At 46.4% G+C, this 18,014-nt stretch carries 15 protein-coding genes; 10 read left to right on the top strand and 5 right to left on the bottom strand.

What is annotated here, in order from left to right:
* Positions 1-93: 93 nt before the first annotated feature.
* From BGP75_RS14385 to BGP75_RS14375, 3 genes are read left to right on the top strand one after another with little or no spacing between them, the layout of a single operon-like run.
* Entirely contained in the window at positions 94-1,440 is a 1,347-nt protein-coding gene (locus BGP75_RS14385) for a D-serine ammonia-lyase (protein WP_076719508.1), read from the top strand.
* A 35-nt stretch (positions 1,441-1,475) separates the two neighbouring features.
* Positions 1,476-2,099 carry a LysE family translocator gene (locus tag BGP75_RS14380; protein WP_076719507.1) on the top strand — a complete coding sequence of 208 codons (624 nt, stop codon included), beginning with the start codon at positions 1,476-1,478 and terminating at the stop codon, positions 2,097-2,099.
* 27 nt (positions 2,100-2,126) lie between these two features.
* On the top strand, positions 2,127-2,555 hold the full coding sequence (locus tag BGP75_RS14375; RefSeq protein ID WP_233152927.1) for a hypothetical protein: 429 nt from the start codon (positions 2,127-2,129) through the stop codon (positions 2,553-2,555).
* Between the two features lie 39 nt (positions 2,556-2,594).
* Here BGP75_RS14375 and BGP75_RS14370 read toward each other — a convergent pair whose 3' ends face one another.
* From BGP75_RS14370 to BGP75_RS14355, 4 genes are all read right to left on the bottom strand, one after another.
* A complete protein-coding gene (locus BGP75_RS14370) occupies positions 2,595-3,917 on the bottom strand; it encodes a hypothetical protein (protein WP_076719506.1) in 1,323 nt (440 codons plus the stop codon).
* On the bottom strand, positions 3,914-4,192 hold the full coding sequence (locus BGP75_RS14365; RefSeq protein WP_076719505.1) for a DUF2249 domain-containing protein: 279 nt from the start codon (positions 4,190-4,192) through the stop codon (positions 3,914-3,916). Before BGP75_RS14365 ends, BGP75_RS14370 begins: the two co-directional genes overlap by 4 nt.
* Positions 4,193-4,235: 43 nt before the next feature.
* Entirely contained in the window at positions 4,236-4,667 is a 432-nt protein-coding gene (locus tag BGP75_RS14360; protein ID WP_076719504.1) for a hemerythrin domain-containing protein, read from the bottom strand.
* Between the two features lie 208 nt (positions 4,668-4,875).
* On the bottom strand, positions 4,876-5,370 hold the full coding sequence (locus BGP75_RS14355) for an aminoacyl-tRNA deacylase (RefSeq protein WP_076719503.1): 495 nt from the start codon (positions 5,368-5,370) through the stop codon (positions 4,876-4,878).
* A 204-nt stretch (positions 5,371-5,574) separates the two neighbouring features.
* Here BGP75_RS14355 and BGP75_RS14350 point away from each other — a divergent pair, with 204 nt between their 5' ends.
* The gene (locus tag BGP75_RS14350) at positions 5,575-5,901 is read left to right on the top strand and encodes a tetratricopeptide repeat protein (protein ID WP_076719502.1); all 327 of its coding nucleotides are present in this window, start codon (positions 5,575-5,577) and stop codon (positions 5,899-5,901) included.
* A 150-nt stretch (positions 5,902-6,051) separates the two neighbouring features.
* Positions 6,052-7,314, top strand: a complete 1,263-nt coding sequence (locus BGP75_RS14345; protein WP_076719501.1) for a UbiH/UbiF/VisC/COQ6 family ubiquinone biosynthesis hydroxylase — start codon at positions 6,052-6,054, stop codon at positions 7,312-7,314.
* 129 nt (positions 7,315-7,443) lie between these two features.
* Here the strand turns inward: BGP75_RS14345 and BGP75_RS14340 are convergent, their stop codons facing one another.
* Positions 7,444-8,292 (bottom strand): phasin family protein, encoded by an 849-nt coding sequence (locus BGP75_RS14340; protein ID WP_076719500.1) that lies wholly within the window; start codon positions 8,290-8,292, stop codon positions 7,444-7,446.
* 572 nt (positions 8,293-8,864) lie between these two features.
* On the opposite strand from BGP75_RS14340, the gene BGP75_RS14335 reads away from it, so the two are divergent.
* From BGP75_RS14335 to BGP75_RS14315, 5 genes are all read left to right on the top strand, one after another.
* Complete coding sequence (locus BGP75_RS14335) at positions 8,865-11,813, top strand: insulinase family protein (RefSeq protein ID WP_076719499.1); 2,949 nt, start codon at positions 8,865-8,867, stop codon at positions 11,811-11,813.
* Positions 11,814-11,950: 137 nt separating this feature from the next.
* Complete coding sequence (locus tag BGP75_RS14330; protein ID WP_076719498.1) at positions 11,951-12,877, top strand: 5'-nucleotidase; 927 nt, start codon at positions 11,951-11,953, stop codon at positions 12,875-12,877.
* Positions 12,878-13,157: 280 nt separating this feature from the next.
* On the top strand, positions 13,158-14,390 hold the full coding sequence (locus tag BGP75_RS14325) for a diaminopimelate epimerase (RefSeq protein ID WP_076719497.1): 1,233 nt from the start codon (positions 13,158-13,160) through the stop codon (positions 14,388-14,390).
* Between the two features lie 33 nt (positions 14,391-14,423).
* Positions 14,424-16,334 (top strand): MFS transporter, encoded by a 1,911-nt coding sequence (locus BGP75_RS14320; protein WP_076719496.1) that lies wholly within the window; start codon positions 14,424-14,426, stop codon positions 16,332-16,334.
* Positions 16,335-16,403: 69 nt separating this feature from the next.
* Entirely contained in the window at positions 16,404-17,960 is a 1,557-nt protein-coding gene (locus tag BGP75_RS14315; protein ID WP_076719495.1) for a hypothetical protein, read from the top strand.
* The last annotated feature ends 54 nt before the right edge of the window (positions 17,961-18,014 follow it).

The raw sequence follows: 18,014 nt of genomic DNA, 5'->3' as shown, positions 1-18,014 counted from the left end.
TCAGTCCTGTTTCCAGAACAGTAGAAATTGGTTGCTGATTAAACTAAGTTGCTCAAATGGACCGCTAATCCCTAAAAAACCACGGAACATCTAATGAAAGTGATTGAAGAGCATAATAAGCCCACCCTGGATGCACTCAGGGGAAAGAAAAGTCAGTTGTGGTTGAACCCTGGTTATGAGCAGGGGCCATCTTCGAGTCGATTTTCGTTAGCGGACATAGAAGATGCTGAAAAAAGAATGTTACGTTTTGCTCCGTTGCTGGCCCGGCTTTTTCACGAGCTTGAGGAGTCAGAGGGACTGATTGAGTCACCGCTGCTGGCCGTTAAACAGTTCTGTGCTGAGCGTTATTTGTCTAGTCTTAAGCCGGAGCAACTATGGATCAAGGCTGACCACCTGTTGCCGGTGGCAGGATCAGTAAAAGCACGTGGTGGCATTTACGAGGTGTTATGTTTGGCTGAGAAACTGGCTTTAGACGCAGGGCTTATTACAGAGGCCTGTGACTATCGTTTGCTAATGGAAAAAAACGCAGGAAATCTGTTTAAACAATACCAGGTGACTGTTGGAAGTACGGGCAATCTGGGATTAAGTATCGGTACTATTGCGGCGAAACTGGGGTTTTCAGCCAGCGTTCATATGTCGCGGGACGCTAAAGAGTGGAAAAAGCAACGACTGATTAACGCTGGGGTAAATGTTGTTGAGCATACCGGCGACTATTCTTTGGCTGTAGCGGAAGGACGGGAAGAATCAAAGAATGATAGTCAATGCTACTTTGTTGATGATGAGAACTCTGCTCAGTTGTTTATGGGCTATGCCGTTGCCGCGTTGAGGTTAAAGCGACAACTGCAACAAGCCGCCATTACCCCCTCCGAATTCAGACCACTATTTGTTTATATACCCTGCGGTGTAGGAGGGGCACCCGGTGGCATCTGTTATGGACTGAAAAAGATATTTGGTAAATATGTACACTGTTTCTTTGCTGAGCCTTTGCAAGCTCCTTGTATGCTTTATGCCTTGGCAGCCAACCGAACAGCTCCTGTTTCCGAGCTCGGACTGGATGCTGTAACGGAAGCGGACGGTCTGGCGGTGGCTCAAGCATCGGACCTTGTTGCCCGGGAAATCAAGCCGCTATTGTCCGGGATTTTTACGGTTGCCGATGATGATCTGTTTCGTGACCTTTATCGATTACATTGCAGTGAAGGCGTAAATGTAGAGCCCTCGGCTGCTGCGTCTTGCGCTGGACCGGACTGGCTTCTGAACTCAACTGTGGGGCGTCGGTATTTAAAGCAGCAGGGGCTAATGGAATCTGATAGCGGAGCGATTAAAAATGCAGTGCATCTGCTCTGGACCACGGGAGGGCTATTTGTACCGGCGGCAGAGCAAAAGCATTTCCTGGATCGTGGTTGTGATCTTCAACGGTCCGCTCTTAACGATCAACATTGAAAATTTAAGCTTTCTGGAATTGCGGTGTTAAGTTTATGAATCCAAATACTTGGTTGCTTTTTTTGGCGGCAGTTACCTTGCTTTCGCTGACTCCCGGGCCGAATGGGTTGATCGCCATTACTCATGGTGCGCGTTACGGCGCTGGTGCAGCCTGCTTCACCATTGCAGGCGGTGTTTCAGGTTTTGTATTACTGATGGGTCTTTCTATGATTGGCTTGGGTGGTTTGCTGATGGCTTCATCTTCGGGTTTTTTGATACTGAAAGTGTTGGGGGCTGGCTATCTGATTTATTTGGGTATCAAGCAGTGGAGATCTGCTCCGTTACAGCTATCAGTCACCTATACTGATCAATCGGTCCCTTCGATCAGATCGTTGTTTCTGCAAGGGTTTTATGTGGCAATAGCGAATCCCAAGGTTATTCTGTTTTTTCTCGCCTTTCTCCCCCAATTTCTAGATGCCAGTCTGTGGTTGCCCGGCCAGTTTGTTGTGATGGCACTAACTTTTGGTATCGTTGAGTTTTTGGTTGAACTGGCTTTAGCGATTGGGGCGCGGAAAATAATGCATTGGTTTAAAGGCCATCGAGGCGCTATGCTGTTTAACAAATTAACTGGCGGCCTCTTTGTTGCCGCAGGTGCAGTGCTCGCAGTGAGTCAACGATAATGATGGTTTGAATAAACGGATAATGGAATGGGTTTGAACGTAATATTTTTAAAATCAACGCTTTTAAAATTAATGTTATTGAAACCAATATCGTTGAAACCAAAAGCAAAATGGATCTTTCTATCTGTCATCTTGGTGTCCCCGGTTGGTTTCTCCGGTGAAGTAGAGGTTGTCGGTGTGAAAGCCGACTGTCAGGCGGAAATCTGCCAGTTTGACGTGACTCTCAGACATCAGGATGAAGGTTGGGATCATTATGCCAACCGCTGGCGCATTTTATCGGAAGAAGGTCAGGAGCTGGGAGTCAGGACTCTACATCATCCTCATGATAATGAGCAGCCGTTTACCCGAGGGCTTGGGGGCGTTGTTGTACCTGCTGGGATTAACAGGGTACAGGTTATCGGAAGAGACAGTGTTCACGGTGAGAGTAAACCCTATATCGTTCAGTTGCGTCGCTGATTGTTCTAGCACGGAAAATTGTCAAATATTGGGGTAACTTCATAGCGCAGAATCTGCAGGTTGTTGTGGCTTTTGCCTGGGTAGATTTCTGGTATAGCGGTTGTTTGCTCGATAAAGGGTTGCAAATAGCCAGCTGAAGCTAGCCAGCATAAAGGCGGCCGCAACAAAAACCAGCGGATATTGTAAGTTCCCACCGAAGAATGATAGATAGAATGTTAGTAGCGTTGCGCTGTGCAAGCGAAACTGCCATTTTGAATCCGAAACCGGTAGTAGTTCTCTCATATTGGGTAGTTTAATAAAAGCGCTTGGGTCATGAATACAGGCTCGCTGGAGATGCAGGAACATCAAAAAAGGGACTATTTTCTGTAGCATCCCCAGCATAACGGTAATTACAAAACCAAGACCAAATCCGAATCCCAGCAGTAAGTGAAATTGATCTCGTCTATCAAGAATTTCAATTCCGAGTTGGCCCAAGATGTACAGTAAACAGGCAGCGACTAAATTTACAAATGACAGCTGCCAGCAACGAACGGTGTAATCTGTCAATTTGCGTTTCCGGTTGTGAAGAATATATAGAGAATAACAGCCATAAAAGCCGACAACCAACGGGAGCAATACCAGCGCTATTGTTGCAAAAGGATCGCTCAGGAAGACCCCCATCGCAAGCAACAACACTAAAAGAGTCGTCACGCCTCGGCAGAACCACTTGGGAAAGGCAGGAGCCACGTGAAACATCGGAATGACTTGAAAGCTGACACCCATCACCAGCAATAAGCACCAGCCTACCAGACCTAGCAGCGCGTGCTTATCTGTTCGCTCAAATGAGTAGGCCAGCCACTGAAAATCCAGGTAAGTTGACAGCTGAAGAACGCCAAAAACGACGGTCAATAAAAGACACAGGGCGGCTAAACGTAAACAGTAAATAGAGTCGCCGGGTTTTTGAACTTTGACTAAGGCTAACCCGACCGCACTTAAAAATGTTAGAAACACCCCACAAAGTAACACCAGTGCTAGATAGAACAGAATGTTCTGCATTAGCAGAAAGCCTAGGGCAAGTGAAGCGGTCCCTCCGACAAGAGCGCCTCTTATCCAAGGAGAAAGCCGAGCTACGGCAGGCACCGGTTGGCTGCCGATAACAGGAAGAACCTGCATCATGGCGCCTATCATGATGCTGGCTGCAAATCCCAGCGTCAATAAGTGCACTGTCGCCAACATCGCGGGGTGCCAACGGGAGTTGATAACTTCGGGGGAAAATAGCAGTAGCAGGGATGCCAGGATGCCAAACCAGGGGGCCGTTAGAAAGAATCCCATTGGAATTCGAAACTCCGGGATATTATCCAGTGATAGTCCTGCGGTGTTCATGATGCTAGTTCTTGGTTGGCTGCTTGGTAGCAGAAGTCATGCAGGGATTCTTCGTTTTTTAACCAGATGTAGATAGCAAACTCACTGTAATTGAGTTCGATACAATGATAGGCATAGCCCATTTCATCAAGCAGTTTGAAAAGAGGGAAGGGTTGTCGACGATGATAGACCCTTAATGCCGCATCTGATTCCAGCTGCTGCAAGCTTTTCAGAACCGTAGCCATCGGCTCAGGCGGTTCCAATTCACTGACATCAATGTGTACCAATTGCGGCATAAGGTTGACTGCCTACATATTCAAAGTGTACTTATCAATCGATTTAAAGATCAGTCATATCACTGACTATTGCATCGGAGTTTGGTAACGTCTGTTGAGTCATCGGATAAAGGATTTGCTCCTCCTTCATATTGTGTTGCTGCATCAGGACCATAAACGTTTCAGATAATCCAAGGTATTTCTCGACGTTTTTTTCCTTGAGGGCATTCGTCGTTGCTTCAACTAATTCCCTCATTTGTTGGTGTTCCATACGCATAACTGACGTAGGCCCACCAGTGTGACCATCTGCTTCCTCAAACGCTGGGAACAGGGTCTGCTCTTCATTTTCAAGATGAATTTCAAGATCCCTGCTGAATGCACTCCATTGTTTTTCGGCTTCTGTCCAATTCTGGTCGGATACAGCCGCTTCAGCAGCAGCAAAACTATCGTCACAACAGCGGTGTTGTACGGTCATATATTCAACGATTGATGTCATTAGCTACCTCCATAAGATCAGCAAACAGTACCAACTAACTGATTTGAGGCGCCTTGATTAATATCATATACCCAGAGTTAAAGGAGAGACAGTCACCGGGGGGGGGCTGCCGGAATGAGCAGCTAAGCTGCTTTCCAAATACTTGTTCCTTCTGGCCTGTTGGCCAGTGCCTTCGTTTAGCTGAAGTTTTTACAACGAGCTGAAGTTCTTACGCAACTCGGTGTTCATGAATAAACGGTTTGCTTATTTTGTGGTGAGGTACATCTTTCATCAGCTGTGCAAACTGATCCTGCTTTAGTTTGATTAGCGCCTGATGATCACCGCCTTCAATGTAGACGCAGCTTGACTCCAGTAGCTGCTCATCACAAATTGTCTTCATCTTATAAGCATTACCCACAGCAGGAATAGCGCCCAGGTCACAGTCCTGAAAAATGGATTTGAGATCCTGTTCTGGGGCCAGATTAAAACGGCGGTGTAATTGGCGAGAAATCCATTTCAGCTTGAGCTTGTTTTGGGATGGTAATACGGCCATCAAATACTCGCCATCCGCATCCTGCAATACCACTGCCTTAGCTAAATTAGCCATAGATATCTGCGATTTATACGCCGTATCGAACGCATTGGTAGTATGCTTGTGTTTGAGTATGTCGTAATCCACATGAGTGTTAGACAAGTAATCATTCAGGGTTATTGAAATGGCCACGATAAACTCCTTTACCTCGCTGTCTTCTAACTGGAACAAACCAATTAAAATAGTGCACTAAAAGGTAAGTTGATTAGTAAGGTCAGTCTGGTATCTGACCTCCTTACAGGAAATAAGTATAAGTCGATATTTTGCTTCTGCTTGTTTTTTGAACAGAACGATTGATGAAGGCTGAAAGGATGAATTTTATTCAGGAGAGATGCTTTGATAAAAGGGCTTGAAAAATTATTGGCGGCAGGAAAAGACAGTCCGGAACTTAGATTCGGACTAGGTAATGCTTACTTGAAGGCAGGAGATTTCGAAGCTGCTGCGCTTCATCTGCAAGCCTGTGTCGAACAGAAACCCGAATACACTGCAGCCTGGAAATTGCTAGGAAAGGCGTTTCAACAACAGGACAAGCTGATTGAGTCGCTTGATACCTATCGGCGAGGTATCTCGGTTGCGCTGCAACAGGGTGATCTTCAGGCTGAAAAAGAGATGAACGTCTTCTGCAAACGGCTGGAACGGCAATTGCAAAGCGAATCCGAGTAGTTGCGGCCTAATCCGTCAGTATTTTCCAGTGAAATCTGCTCGGCTGGAAAACTCGTAAGCGACGGCCAGCTAAAATTCCGAGACCTGTGCTTACCGGGTTGGGTATACTGCGAGTTCTAAAAATAGTCGAGCAAGTCTTAAGGACTTAAAATGGAAAAAGATTTGGCGTTTGATCTGATTATTGTGGGTGCCGGTATGGTGGGAGCCACCCTGGCTTGCGCTTTAGCTGAATCCTCCCTGCGCGTTGCTGTGATTGAATCCGAGCGGCCAACAGACTTTAAAAGCGATCAGGCTCACGATCTTCGAGTGTCCGCGTTAAATATTGCATCTCAACGAATTTTTCAGAACATCGGTGCTTGGGGAGGGATTAAATCCAGGCGCTATTGCCCTTATCGTCGCATGCGAGTTTGGGAAATTGAGGGCCAAGGGGATACGACGTTCGATTGTAAGGATATTAACGAATCTGTTCTTGGTCATATTGTTGAAAACCGCGTTGTTCAATTGGCTCTTTGGGAGCGTATGGTACAGTGTCCGAATGTTACGTTGTTCTGTCCTGCTTCAATAAAGGATGTTGACTACGGGACGGACGGTTCTGTTTTGTTTATGGATGATGGAAGCCAGATTACAGGACGGTTACTTGTAGCTGCTGATGGCGGAAATTCGCTGGTTCGACAGAGTGCGGGGATAGGTGTTCAGAGTTGGGGGTATGAGCAACAAGCGTTGGTTAGCTATGTGGAAACTGCGTATCCGCAGCAGGATATTACCTGGCAGAAGTTTGTTCCTGACGGACCCTTGGCTTTTCTGCCTTTGTCTGGAAACCATGCTTCACTTGTCTGGTATAACTGGCCGGAGGAAGTCTCTCGTCTGAAAGGTCTTTCCGATCAGGCGTTTGCTGCCGAGTTATACTCAATATTCCCCAGGGATCTGGGTGAAATCAATCAGGTTATATCCAGAGCCTCATTTCCACTGAAACGTCAACATGCACTTCAGTACGTCAAGCAAGGGGTTGCGCTTGTGGGGGATGCGGCCCATATGATTCATCCGCTGGCAGGACAGGGTGTTAACATTGGACTTCTGGATGCTGCTGTACTTGCAGAGACTTTGTTGCTGGCTGAGCGAGAGCACCAGAACATTGCTGACATCTCTGTGCTCAAAAATTACGAATCAAAACGGCGCAAGCATAATTTGACGATGATGACATCAATGGATCTTCTTTATCGGGTCTTTCGTCAGGAGCAGTTACCCGTTAAGTTGCTTAGGAATTTGGGCTTGGGGCTGGCACAGCGATTAGCCCCTGCCAAGCTTAAGGCCATGGAATTTGCTATGGGCCTGGAGAGGAGTCGTCTGGATCAGCTTGTTTTAGGTGGTGGGTTACCTCAGTTGGCCAAAAGTAAAACCCAGGCTGTTCGCTGATTACTGAGTGACTGGCGGCTAAAAGCTCGTTTGCTAAATCAAAAAATCTCCAGCGGCATGGTCTTGCTACTGGAGATTTTGTGGTGTGTTGCTTCAAACGCAGCCTTTTAGCAGTTACGCTTTAGTGGCTTACTTAGTTCGAGTTACGGGTCGAGCCATTGGCGCCGCTGCGCGGGCGGGAGCTGATTTTTTGGCTGTAGGGGCCGCTTTACTTTTTACCGCTTTTTGAGGTTCTTTCGCAGAAGTTGTGGGTTTAGCGGTATCAGGGTTTTGTGTTGCACTGCCTGGAGCTGCTTTATTTATGCTGTCATCCGTGACCTTGCCTGGCTTGGCTACGGTCTCTGCTTTTTTAGCCGCCGGTTTGGCATCAGCGCCTTTTTTAGTTGCTGGTTTTGGTGCGGCAGCTGGTTTTTTAGCGGCGGTTTTTTTAACTCGACTCACAGGACTCGCGGACGTTTTTTTGTCAGTCTTGTTCGTTTCGGCAGCTTTCTTGATTTGAACACCAGGGGCAGGGGTCGCCGAACTCGTTGGAGTTACAACTTTTGGAGCAGCAGCTTTTTTCAATTCTTCACTGCTTGCTGTGGAGGCAGTTTTTTCTGCCGCTGCAGTATTGCTTAAATCCAAATACTCGCTAAATAGACTGGTCAGAGGGTTATGTTGGGCTAGTTGCTCTAAACCCTGATTAACAATCTTTTTGATAGCTTCGGAAGCATCATTGATAGCAGCAACATTTAGCTCTGCTGTGTTAGCTACTTTTGCTTCAAAATCTTTAATGAAACTGATTTGTAGTTCCACTGCTGACTGAGGGTCTTTTGATTTGCTCAATGCTTGAAACTGCTTGAACTGGGCATCAACACATTCGTTAATGCATTCAGCTTGCAAGCTGGTCAGTTTTGCCAGCGCCTTTTGATTGACTGCGGCCATATCAATAGCAGGCTTCAGGCTGGATTCTACGTCCTTAAAGAATGATTCGTACATGGTTATGCTCCAAGTCAGATTTAAGATTTTGATTCGGGCTCGTGTTGTAAACCTGGACGATCCAGGACAAATATATGTCAAGGCGAATCTTGTTTGTGCGTCGCAACATTTATTAGGGCTGAATATAGTGGTTGTTCACTTTTCAGTCAAATTATTTTGTGCTTTGCATCATGATTTTGCGTTGTTTCAGATAACACCCTGCACAAGCCCTGGATCTGGGTTAAGGCCTGCTGCAGCGACTCCGTTTATCTTCTTTATTCGGAGTCGCTGCAGATGTTGATGGGGCTCTGGGCTGGTAATATAAGGTCAGTACATGGCCATTTATCTAAGTCATAAGGAAATCAGAGTGGAAACAGTACAGGGGACGGGGCTTCAAGGCTGTTGTTTTGATCCCGGTTTTTTTTAACTATATAGATTTCTACTCAAGCAGGGCACTTAAAAACAAGATATTATGTCAGCTTTCCAACCGACCGGTTTGTTGGCTGAAAGGATTGGCTATTACGTACTTTCTCTGCGAACTATTATAGATGGGACGATTTCCCTTAGGTTGAAGCTACGCACAAGGAATTTTCATGAACGAAACGATTAATAACACCCCGACTAAGTTACAGGCTCCGCATAAAACCTTTAAATTTATTCGCTCTGAGCCTATCGAGTCTCTCGGTGTTGAAGTCGCGGAGTACGAACATCTGGTTACCGGAGCCAAGCATTTCCATATTGCTGCAGACAACACGGAAAATGTTTTTCTGGTGGCGCTGAGAACAATCCCTACCGACTCGACCGGGGTGGCTCATATCCTTGAACACACAGCGCTATGCGGGAGTAAGCGCTACCCAGTCAGGGATCCGTTTTTTATGATGATCCGGCGTTCATTGAATACCTTCATGAACGCATTCACCAGCAGCGACTGGACGGCCTATCCTTTTGCCAGTCAAAATCGAAAGGATTTTAATAATCTGCTTGACGTCTATTTGGATGCGGTCTTTTTTTCTCGACTGGACCCACTGGATTTTGCTCAGGAGGGGCATCGTCTAGAGTTTGCTGAACCCGGAAATACTGATTCGGAGCTGACGTTTAAAGGGGTTGTTTTTAACGAGATGAAGGGAGCCATGAGTTCTCCTGTAAGCACTCTCTGGCAGACACTAAGTAAACATCTTTTTCCAACCACTACCTATCATCACAATAGTGGTGGGGAACCGGAGTGTATTCCAGATCTCAGCTATGAAGAGTTAAAGGCTTTCTACCAAGTTCATTATCATCCTTCAAATGCAGTGTTTATGACATTTGGTGATATTCCGGCGGCCGAACACCAGCGTTGTTTTGAAGACAGGGCGCTGAATCAGTTTCAACGACTTGATCAGATCGTCACTGTTGAAGATGAGAAACGCTATCATGCACCGATAAGGATTGAAGAGGCTTATGCTCTGGATGAAACAGATACCGACAACAAAACACATGTTGTTCTAGGATGGTTACTTGGACACAGTATCAATCTGGATGAGCAGCTTGAGGCAGATCTGCTGTCTCGGGTGTTGTTGGACAACAGCGCTTCACCTCTTCGGCATGCACTGGAAACAGCTGAAATAGGAACAGCTCCGTCTCCTCTTTGTGGTTTGGAAGATTCAAATCGTGAGATGAGTTTTATGTGCGGACTCGAAGGCTGTAATCCCGATCAGGCCTCACAAGTAGAAGAACTTGTTCTGTCTGTGTTGGAGCAAGTTGCAGAAGAAGGTGTCCCCCAGTCTCAGGTCGAAGCGGTTCTCCATCAGTTGGAGCTGAGTCAGCGTGAAATTGGTGGGGACAGTTACCCTTACGGGTTGCAATTAATCTTAGAGGCCCTTTCTACTGCTATTCATCGTGGCGATCCGATCGCTTTACTGAATATTGATCCTGCACTGGAAAAATTGCGCGAGCAGATTAAACAACCCGATTATATTCAGCAACTGGTAAAACGATATCTACTGGATAATTCTCATCGTGCAAGACTCACGTTGCGCCCCGATGCAGAATTGGCAGGGCGCAGAGACGCTGCAGAAGCTTTGCGACTGGAGAGAATAAAATCATCACTGGATGAAGATCAAAAACAAGCAATTGTTGATCAGGCCTCCGCATTGCAGGTCAGGCAAACCCAGGAAGATGATGAATCGATACTACCGAAAGTGGGATTGGCTGATATTCCTGAATCGTTCGCTATTCCCGAAGGACAAGCGATTGCTTCTGACCGAGGACGCATTGATTACTATTCGCAAGGAACCAATGGCCTGGTCTATCAACAAATCATCGTACCGCTTCCTGAGCTTACTGAACGCCAGCAATTACTGTTGCCGTATTTGAGCACCTGCGTCACAGAGTTAGGCTATGGGCAGCTGAGTTATCAGCAGGTTCAGGCGTTGCAAAGCAGTATCAGCGGCGGTGTCAGCGCTTTCAGTTCTGTTAGGGGTGATATCGATAACGAGCAAAAGGTCAAAGGTTATTTCACGGTCTCAGGAAAGGCCCTGGTGCGAAATGTGGCCCCGTTAACCGATTTATTGCATGAAACATACAATCATGTTCGTTTTGATGAGTTGGAGCGTATTCGGGAGCTTATATCAATGCAACGAGCCCGACGGGAGCAAAGCATTACCGGTAACGGTCATGGCTTAGCCATGGCGGCAGCTGTCAGCGGCTACAGTCCGGTTGCTTCATTGAGCCATCGTCATAATGGTCTTCAGGGGATTGCTTTTATCAAGGCGCTTGACGAGGAGCTTAAGGATAATCAGGCTCTGAAGGCATTTGCAGATGAGCTTGAAGCACTTTATAAACTGATCATCCAGGGAGAAAGGAGGTTCCTGTGTGTGGCTGAAGAAGAGCGTCAATCGGCTCTTCAGGAATCAATATCCAAATACTGGCCCGAAACTGAGAAGCTGACCAGCTTTAAGGATTTTTCCCTCCCTGAAACCCGTTCCGGGGTTAAGCAAATCTGGGGGACAAGCACCCAGGTTAATTTCTGTGCTAAAGCGTTCCCTACGGTACCTGTGGAGCATGAGGATTCTGCTGCACTAACGGTGCTTGGCGGATTCTTACGAAATGGTTACCTGCACCGAGTTATTCGAGAACAGGGTGGAGCCTATGGTGGTGGAGCAGGCCAGGATTCAGCAAGTGCTGCTTTCCGGTTTTTCTCGTACCGTGATCCGCGTCTTGATGAAACCCTTGCAGATTTTGATGCATCTATTGACTGGATGCTCGCTGAAGAGCACAGCGCAAATCGCTTAGAAGAGGCGATTCTGGGTGTCGTTGGGAGCATTGATAAGCCCGGCTCACCCGCTGGTGAAGCTAAGCAGGCGTTCCATAATGGACTTTACGGAAGAACGCCTGAGCAGCGCCGTCGCTTCCGTTCTCAGGTCCTGAAAGTTTCACTTGATGATCTTAAGCGGGTTACCAATACCTACCTCAAGGACAATCCCAGCAGCGTTGCGGTTATTACTGATAATCAAACTGCGCAGCAGTATGCAGACAAAGGGTTTGAGGTTATTTCCTTATAAAACATATAACTGGAAACGGTTTTTTATGTGGTACCGGGACGGGGGCTGTAGTGCTGGCTTGCTCGCTCTTGTCCCTGTTCTCATAAATGTTGGCTTGAATTAATCGGTGAACAAGGAAAAGATAACGGGAGGTAGGGATGTCCTACGATATAGATAACCGATTGGTCATCGGTCTGGCTTCGAGTGCTCTTTTTGATTTGTCCGAGTCTGATGCCGTTTTTCAGAGCAAAGGAGAGCAGGAATATCGGGTATATCAACGGGCCCATCAGGATTCTCCTCTTAGGCCTGGAGTTGCCTTTCCGTTTGTGCGTCGCTTATTGTCTCTGAACCAATTATCTCCGGAAAATCCTCCTGTTGAGGTTGTCCTGTTGTCACGTAATGATCCTGATACGGGACTGCGAGTGTTTAAATCAATAGAGCATCATGACCTGGGGATCACCAGAGCTGTGTTCTTACAGGGGCAAAACCCGTACAAATATGTTCCAGCATTTAATATCAGTTTGTTTTTAACTGCTAATGAAAAGGATGTGTATCAGGCTACGGAGGGTGGTGTTCCTGCTGGATTGGTGCTGCGTTCACTGGTTGATGAATATGATGTGGGAGATGAAGAACTGCGTTTGGCTTTTGACTTCGATGGCGTGCTGGCTGACGATGAGTCTGAAGCGGTCTATCAGAGCGGTGATCTGGATTCTTTCAAAGAACATGAAGTCCGTAACGCAAAAGTGCCACACAATCCGGGACCACTAAAAGAGTTTCTGGGAAAAATTGCATATATCCAGCAATTGGAGCGCTCTAAAGCGGATGATGATATTAACTACAAGCCCAAGCTTCGTGTTGCTATTGTAACCGCAAGAAATGCGCCTGCTCACGAGCGGGTGATCAATACAATGCGAAGCTGGGATATTATGGTGAACGATGCCTTTTTTCTTGGCGGAGTTGAGAAAAAACGCGTTCTGGAAGTGATGAAACCACACATATTCTTTGATGATCAGCGTCTGCATTTAGACTCGACTTCCAGCGTCTTACCTTCAGTCCATATTCCTTTTGGCATTGCCAATCGCTGATCAATACTGATGAGAAAATCAGCGCTTAAATAACAACGGTATTTCTGGATAGCGCTTCTGTCCGGATCATCTCAATTATTACTTCAAAGGTTTCAGATCTTTTTATATTAACAAGAATATACATTAATAATTCAATATTATATTTTGATTTAAAAGGATTTTTTTAAGTAATTCCATAAAGTTCTTCTTTCTTTCTGGACGCCAGCCAGATTCGTACCATACTTACTCCACCTATGTAGCGTTCTTCTAGACCCGGATGTTTACTCGGAGTAGGGAATACATGAAGAAGATACCATTTGTGAAGTACACCTCCTGCGGAAATAATTTTGTTATCGTAGATCAAACAGAAACGTCCCTACTCAATGAAGCTGAATTCTCAGCATTTGCATATCAGGCTACTAATACAAATTTTGGCGTCGGCTGCGACAACCTGCTTGTGATTCAACGTTGCACTGACACTTCCCTTAACGCCATTAACGCTGAACGCCAGTATTGGGAAAGTACTCCGGAATCTTCTCAGGCTGCCTTTTTGTTTCGTATGTTTGAGCCTTCAGGAGAAGAGGCTCTATGTTGCGGTAATGGCTTGATGTGTATTGCTAACTATCTGTTTGATGAATATGGCATAGACGACACTAAGATCTTAACGGAAATTCCGCTTTCTACCCCTCATGTCCGAACGATAGGAGTATCTCTTGAAAAAGACTATGTTTCAGGCGGCTGTGATGATTTAACCAGCAGAAGGCTGTGGGGCTGGGCAAATATGGGAACACCAAGGCAAGCACCAACGGAGCTGGCGACCCGAGGGCTCCTGGCTTCCCTGAGTAACGGAATTGACGTTATCGACGAAATTTTTGTCAAACTGCAGACAAGAGAATTAATGTCCTACAGTAACGAATCAGAGCTGCAGCTAAAGGGATATCTGGTGTTTACTGGTGAGCCCCACTTGGTTATTTTCCCTGATCAAAACTTTGGCAATTCGATATTGGCGAATGCCATTTTTGGCAATCATTCCAAAGATCGCCAAGCGGATAAAGCGAACAGTTTCGGTTCTCGCTTTTTTGAACACGTTGGGACCTATATAAATGCCCACTATAAACATATATTTCCAGCGGGGATCAACGTAAATTTTGCTCGTATCCATAACGAGGAAACTGTTGAAAACCGTTGTTTTGAAAGAGGTATTAATAGAGAAACTCTTGCCTGTGGGACCGGAGCTTTGGCGGTGGCTTATGTGGTTCAAGAGCTCCAGACGTCAAAAGTTACGACTATCGACATTCTCCCTCATCGTTGTCGTTGGCATGAGGCTGACGCGTGCATACGTGCGGAGCAAAGGGATACAGGCTGGTATCTGGAAACCAGTCCTCAAATGTTATTCGAAGGTTTTTACCATTACATACCAAGAGTTATCAGACCAAACACCGGTTCCGGGGTTGTCCGTATGAAAGGAAGGCAGCCTTCATTTTCAGCTATATCGAGAGAGGGAACTCATTATCCTCAGCGAGCGTGGTTATAGTAGAAAACCGAACAAAAAGCTGAAGGATCACAAATGAGTAAGGTCTTAAGATTAAAGCAATTCATCAAACCGAAGACTTTCTTGCTGTTTTGCCTGTTGCCTTGTATCGCATTGCTGCTATTGCTTTGGGTTATGGATGCTTCTGATCTGGTCGATCAGTTTAGAGGTCTCCTTGGTGAAATACTGACCCAGAAGCTGATTAATGCCGGCACCTTTATTCTTGTTATCTCGTTGGTTTTGATTGAGGTGTTTGTTTTCTTTCGTAACCGAAAGGAAGAGCGACGCCCAAAAACATATTATCAGCCTGCCGCCCCTGGATTAAACAAACCTGAAGCCTATCGTCGCTATTTGCTGATTCGTCCAGCAATCTTTACTTTTTTATTTGGTATCGATCTGTCGATGTCATTTATACCTCTGCATATGGGACAGCTGGATGCCCCTTTTTTAGGATTACCTGAGGAGTACCTGGCTGGGTTGCCAATTTCCGTGGAATTTCTTTGCGTTGGCGTCGCTATACTCTGGTCTGGGGTTTGGCTGGATCGTAAAGGCTGGAAACAGCCGTTCTATTTTGGATTGGCATTAGCTGGAATTGGTGCTTTGTACTCCTGGCTTTCTACAGATGCATTGAACTTCATCATTTCCCGGGGGGTTTTGGGGCTTGGCTATGGGTTGACCCAGCTGGCTTCGCTTGGCTTTGTTCTCAATAACACAGATTCAAAAAGTAAGGCGAAAGGTCTTGCTCATCTGAGCGCTGCACTTTATTCAGGAAGTATTTGCGGAGCAGTGGTCGGCGCATTCATGGCGGAATATATTGGCTATGGTGCGGTTTTCCTGACCGGAGCAGTCATTGTGTTTCTGGTTATTATCTATGGTGTACTAATCATAAACTCATCAGAGTCGTATACAGGGCTGGTTGTAGAGAACAAAGAGGCAGGCAATCTACAAAATGCATCCTCAGCCATGGTCCCTGTGGAAGACGGCATTAATACCCGAACGGCATTAATTCGGTTTTTGTGTGACAGGCAGGTGCTGGCACTTATATTATTCAGCAGCTTACCTGCATCGATAGCAGTAGTCGGTTTTTTAAACTATTTCAGCCCAATCTATCTAAATCAGATGGGAGTGACCGAGTCGACTATTGGACAGGTGCTGATGTTATTTGGAATCTGCTTAGCTCTGTTGGCGCCCCGTGTTGGTGGGCTGATTGATGCTTATGAGCACAAAAAACCGCTGGTTCTTATTGGTGGTTTGTTAGGTGCAGGAGCATTTCTATCTTTTAGCGTTCTCGAAGGCGTAGCGGCGGCGACTGTTGGAATATTGCTGTTGGGCCTATCCAATTGTTTTGTCCTCTCCGCTCAAAGCGTCTATTTATTGAAGTTGGATGTGTCCCGTCAATTGGGTACCGGCAAAGCGATGGGGATTTTCCGCTCTACCAGTCGTATAGGGCAGATGCTGGGCCCCATGGTATTTGCCTGGTTAATCGTAGTGACAGAAGCAGAGCAGGGCGTCATCTATTTTGGTATTGTCTATCTGACAGTAGCGGTCGTTTTTATGCTCGTCGCCGGGAAAGAATCCTTAGCTAATATAGAGCCCTCAGCGGAAACCAAGCCCTCAGCGGATACGAAGTCCACAGCGGAAACCAAGCCCACAGCGGAAACCAAGCCCACAGCGGATACGAAGTCCACAGCGGATATGAAGCCCACAGCGGATATGAAGCCCTCTGCGGCTATGGGACCCTCGGCTGATATAGCGGATATAAAGGCCTCAGCAAATACCGAGCCCTCAGTGGATTTATCACAAAAACCTATCCCAAACAGCAACTCAGAATATAAAAAATTTCCCGGTGGCTCTGCCGATGATAAAAAACCTGGAACAGATAATCGTGCTCCAGAGAGGGAACTTGTCGATGAACAACGGGTACAGCCAAGTTTAAGTGGGGATTGACCAATACTTCATAATATTGATGGCGACAGTCCGCTTGTTCAAAAATGCCTGGAAGCGGTATGTCAGCGCTTGCCCGTTGTTAAGAATACCATTGAAAGATATGGCAACTATCGACTGGAGGAGTATCTTCAGCTACTGGCGGCATCATCTTCAGCAAGCTATCAACCCTCTGATGATCTCGGTGAGGCGGTATACCAGTACGCTGCGCCCTTACTGGGTGAAAGCGTGGCACAACAGGCTCGTTCTGATCTTAAGCAGTCTCCCTTTGTGTTAACTGCTAATCACCATGGCGTCGACTATTTTGCTCAATCTGTTCAGAGCACGTTACTGTTCGGCTTAAGGGGTAAATTTGATGGTGTTGCGCCCCAAACCGTACCAGTGTTGGCTTGTGGAAATGTCCCCTTGGATAATCTGACTTATCCAAGGGGAGCGTTGCTCTATCACAATGGTGATGAGGCTGTTGGTCTGCCACCAATGAAGTTGCCACTTTTTCCTGATCGGCTTAAGCGGAAGATGGTTTCTCAGGTATCAGGGTTTGATCTTGAAATGTTAAATCGGATAAAAAAAACGATCCGGCAGGCGGAACAAAAAACACAGGGGATAACTCATCAACTTAAGGTTTTGAGTGACCTGATCGAGAGTGATTATGGGGCTGGCGATGTGGTAAATCTTGAGCGCTATTCGGATCAGGCCGTGATTATCAACCAAAAAATCTGGAAGCAATTGTTTTTACCTGACTTTAAGGCAGCAGACTTGCTGTATCTGGAGCTGGAGCGTGTTGCGGCGATGTTGCTTGAGGCAGACATAGAGGATAGGAATAGTCTGGCTTACAGCTGTCTTTTCAATAGCGAGGTCAGAAATGCGTTGCTCAAGGGACTGGATCAGGTATCCGGGTGTTGGAATTATGTCGGATTGAACAAACGCTGGACCTTTCGACATCAAATACGAAATCTTTCACAGCCTCAATGCGGTACTTTTCTTTTTTGGGGGATCGATCAGAATGGTGGAAAAATACCCTTGCTCCCCGTTGCCGGAAAAACTGGTGGTGTCGCTTTGCGAGGAGTTTGTGATCGCGGTGAAGAATGGGAAGTAAATCTGGAACCTATTGAAATACAAGAAGGTATTCGAGATGGACGCTTGCTTCCTTCAGTATTTACCTGCATGCTTGTGTTGGTTTTTGCTCGTGGAGTTAATTGTGCGGGCGGTTATTATCAAGGTGATTACCTGTTGTTGATTCAACGGGGTATTGCCTCAGCACTTCAGCATGATCGCGGTTTGGAGGGAATGAAAAGCATGGTGGAGCTTGCTCCTACCAGCAGCTATCTATCTGGCATGCAGGCGGTCATGGGAACGGCAGCTAAGGATGGGCTGGTCCCCATCGGCCCTGTTGAAATAATGACCAGCGGTGGTTTATCCAATGATGATGTTCAACAGATTGGAAATTTGTCGGTTTTGGATGCTCATGTCGCATCCCTGCATGAAACTCTTCCTGATGTAGCAGCTGATTTTCTGAGTGATAGGGGCGATTGGTGGAGAGAGCTGGCTGTGGAATGTAATAAATTGCTACGCGGGAAAGTTGTAGTCAAAGATGGCTTTCAAGGTGCGAATGAATTTCGCAAAATATGATCAAAATCTGCCTGAAATGAGAAGCTGAATTCCCCTGATGTTATGGTTTTTTTA

This window comes from Motiliproteus sp. MSK22-1, assembly GCF_001968815.1.
Lineage (GTDB): Bacteria > Pseudomonadota > Gammaproteobacteria > Pseudomonadales > Balneatricaceae > Motiliproteus.
Note: the sequence above shows the minus strand (reverse complement) of the source record. Positions and strands in the feature narration are given on the sequence as shown.

Coding starts and splice junctions, on each gene's coding strand:
- BGP75_RS14370 (WP_076719506.1), bottom strand. CDS start 3,917: ATGAACACCGCAGGACTATCACTGGATAATATCCCGGAGTTTCGAATT.
- BGP75_RS14380 (WP_076719507.1), top strand. CDS start 1,476: ATGAATCCAAATACTTGGTTGCTTTTTTTGGCGGCAGTTACCTTGCTT.
- BGP75_RS14335 (WP_076719499.1), top strand. CDS start 8,865: ATGAACGAAACGATTAATAACACCCCGACTAAGTTACAGGCTCCGCAT.
- BGP75_RS14385 (WP_076719508.1), top strand. CDS start 94: ATGAAAGTGATTGAAGAGCATAATAAGCCCACCCTGGATGCACTCAGG.
- BGP75_RS14325 (WP_076719497.1), top strand. CDS start 13,158: ATGAAGAAGATACCATTTGTGAAGTACACCTCCTGCGGAAATAATTTT.
- BGP75_RS14375 (WP_233152927.1), top strand. CDS start 2,127: ATGGGTTTGAACGTAATATTTTTAAAATCAACGCTTTTAAAATTAATG.
- BGP75_RS14340 (WP_076719500.1), bottom strand. CDS start 8,292: ATGTACGAATCATTCTTTAAGGACGTAGAATCCAGCCTGAAGCCTGCT.
- BGP75_RS14320 (WP_076719496.1), top strand. CDS start 14,424: ATGAGTAAGGTCTTAAGATTAAAGCAATTCATCAAACCGAAGACTTTC.
- BGP75_RS14345 (WP_076719501.1), top strand. CDS start 6,052: ATGGAAAAAGATTTGGCGTTTGATCTGATTATTGTGGGTGCCGGTATG.
- BGP75_RS14360 (WP_076719504.1), bottom strand. CDS start 4,667: ATGACATCAATCGTTGAATATATGACCGTACAACACCGCTGTTGTGAC.
- BGP75_RS14330 (WP_076719498.1), top strand. CDS start 11,951: ATGTCCTACGATATAGATAACCGATTGGTCATCGGTCTGGCTTCGAGT.
- BGP75_RS14365 (WP_076719505.1), bottom strand. CDS start 4,192: ATGCCGCAATTGGTACACATTGATGTCAGTGAATTGGAACCGCCTGAG.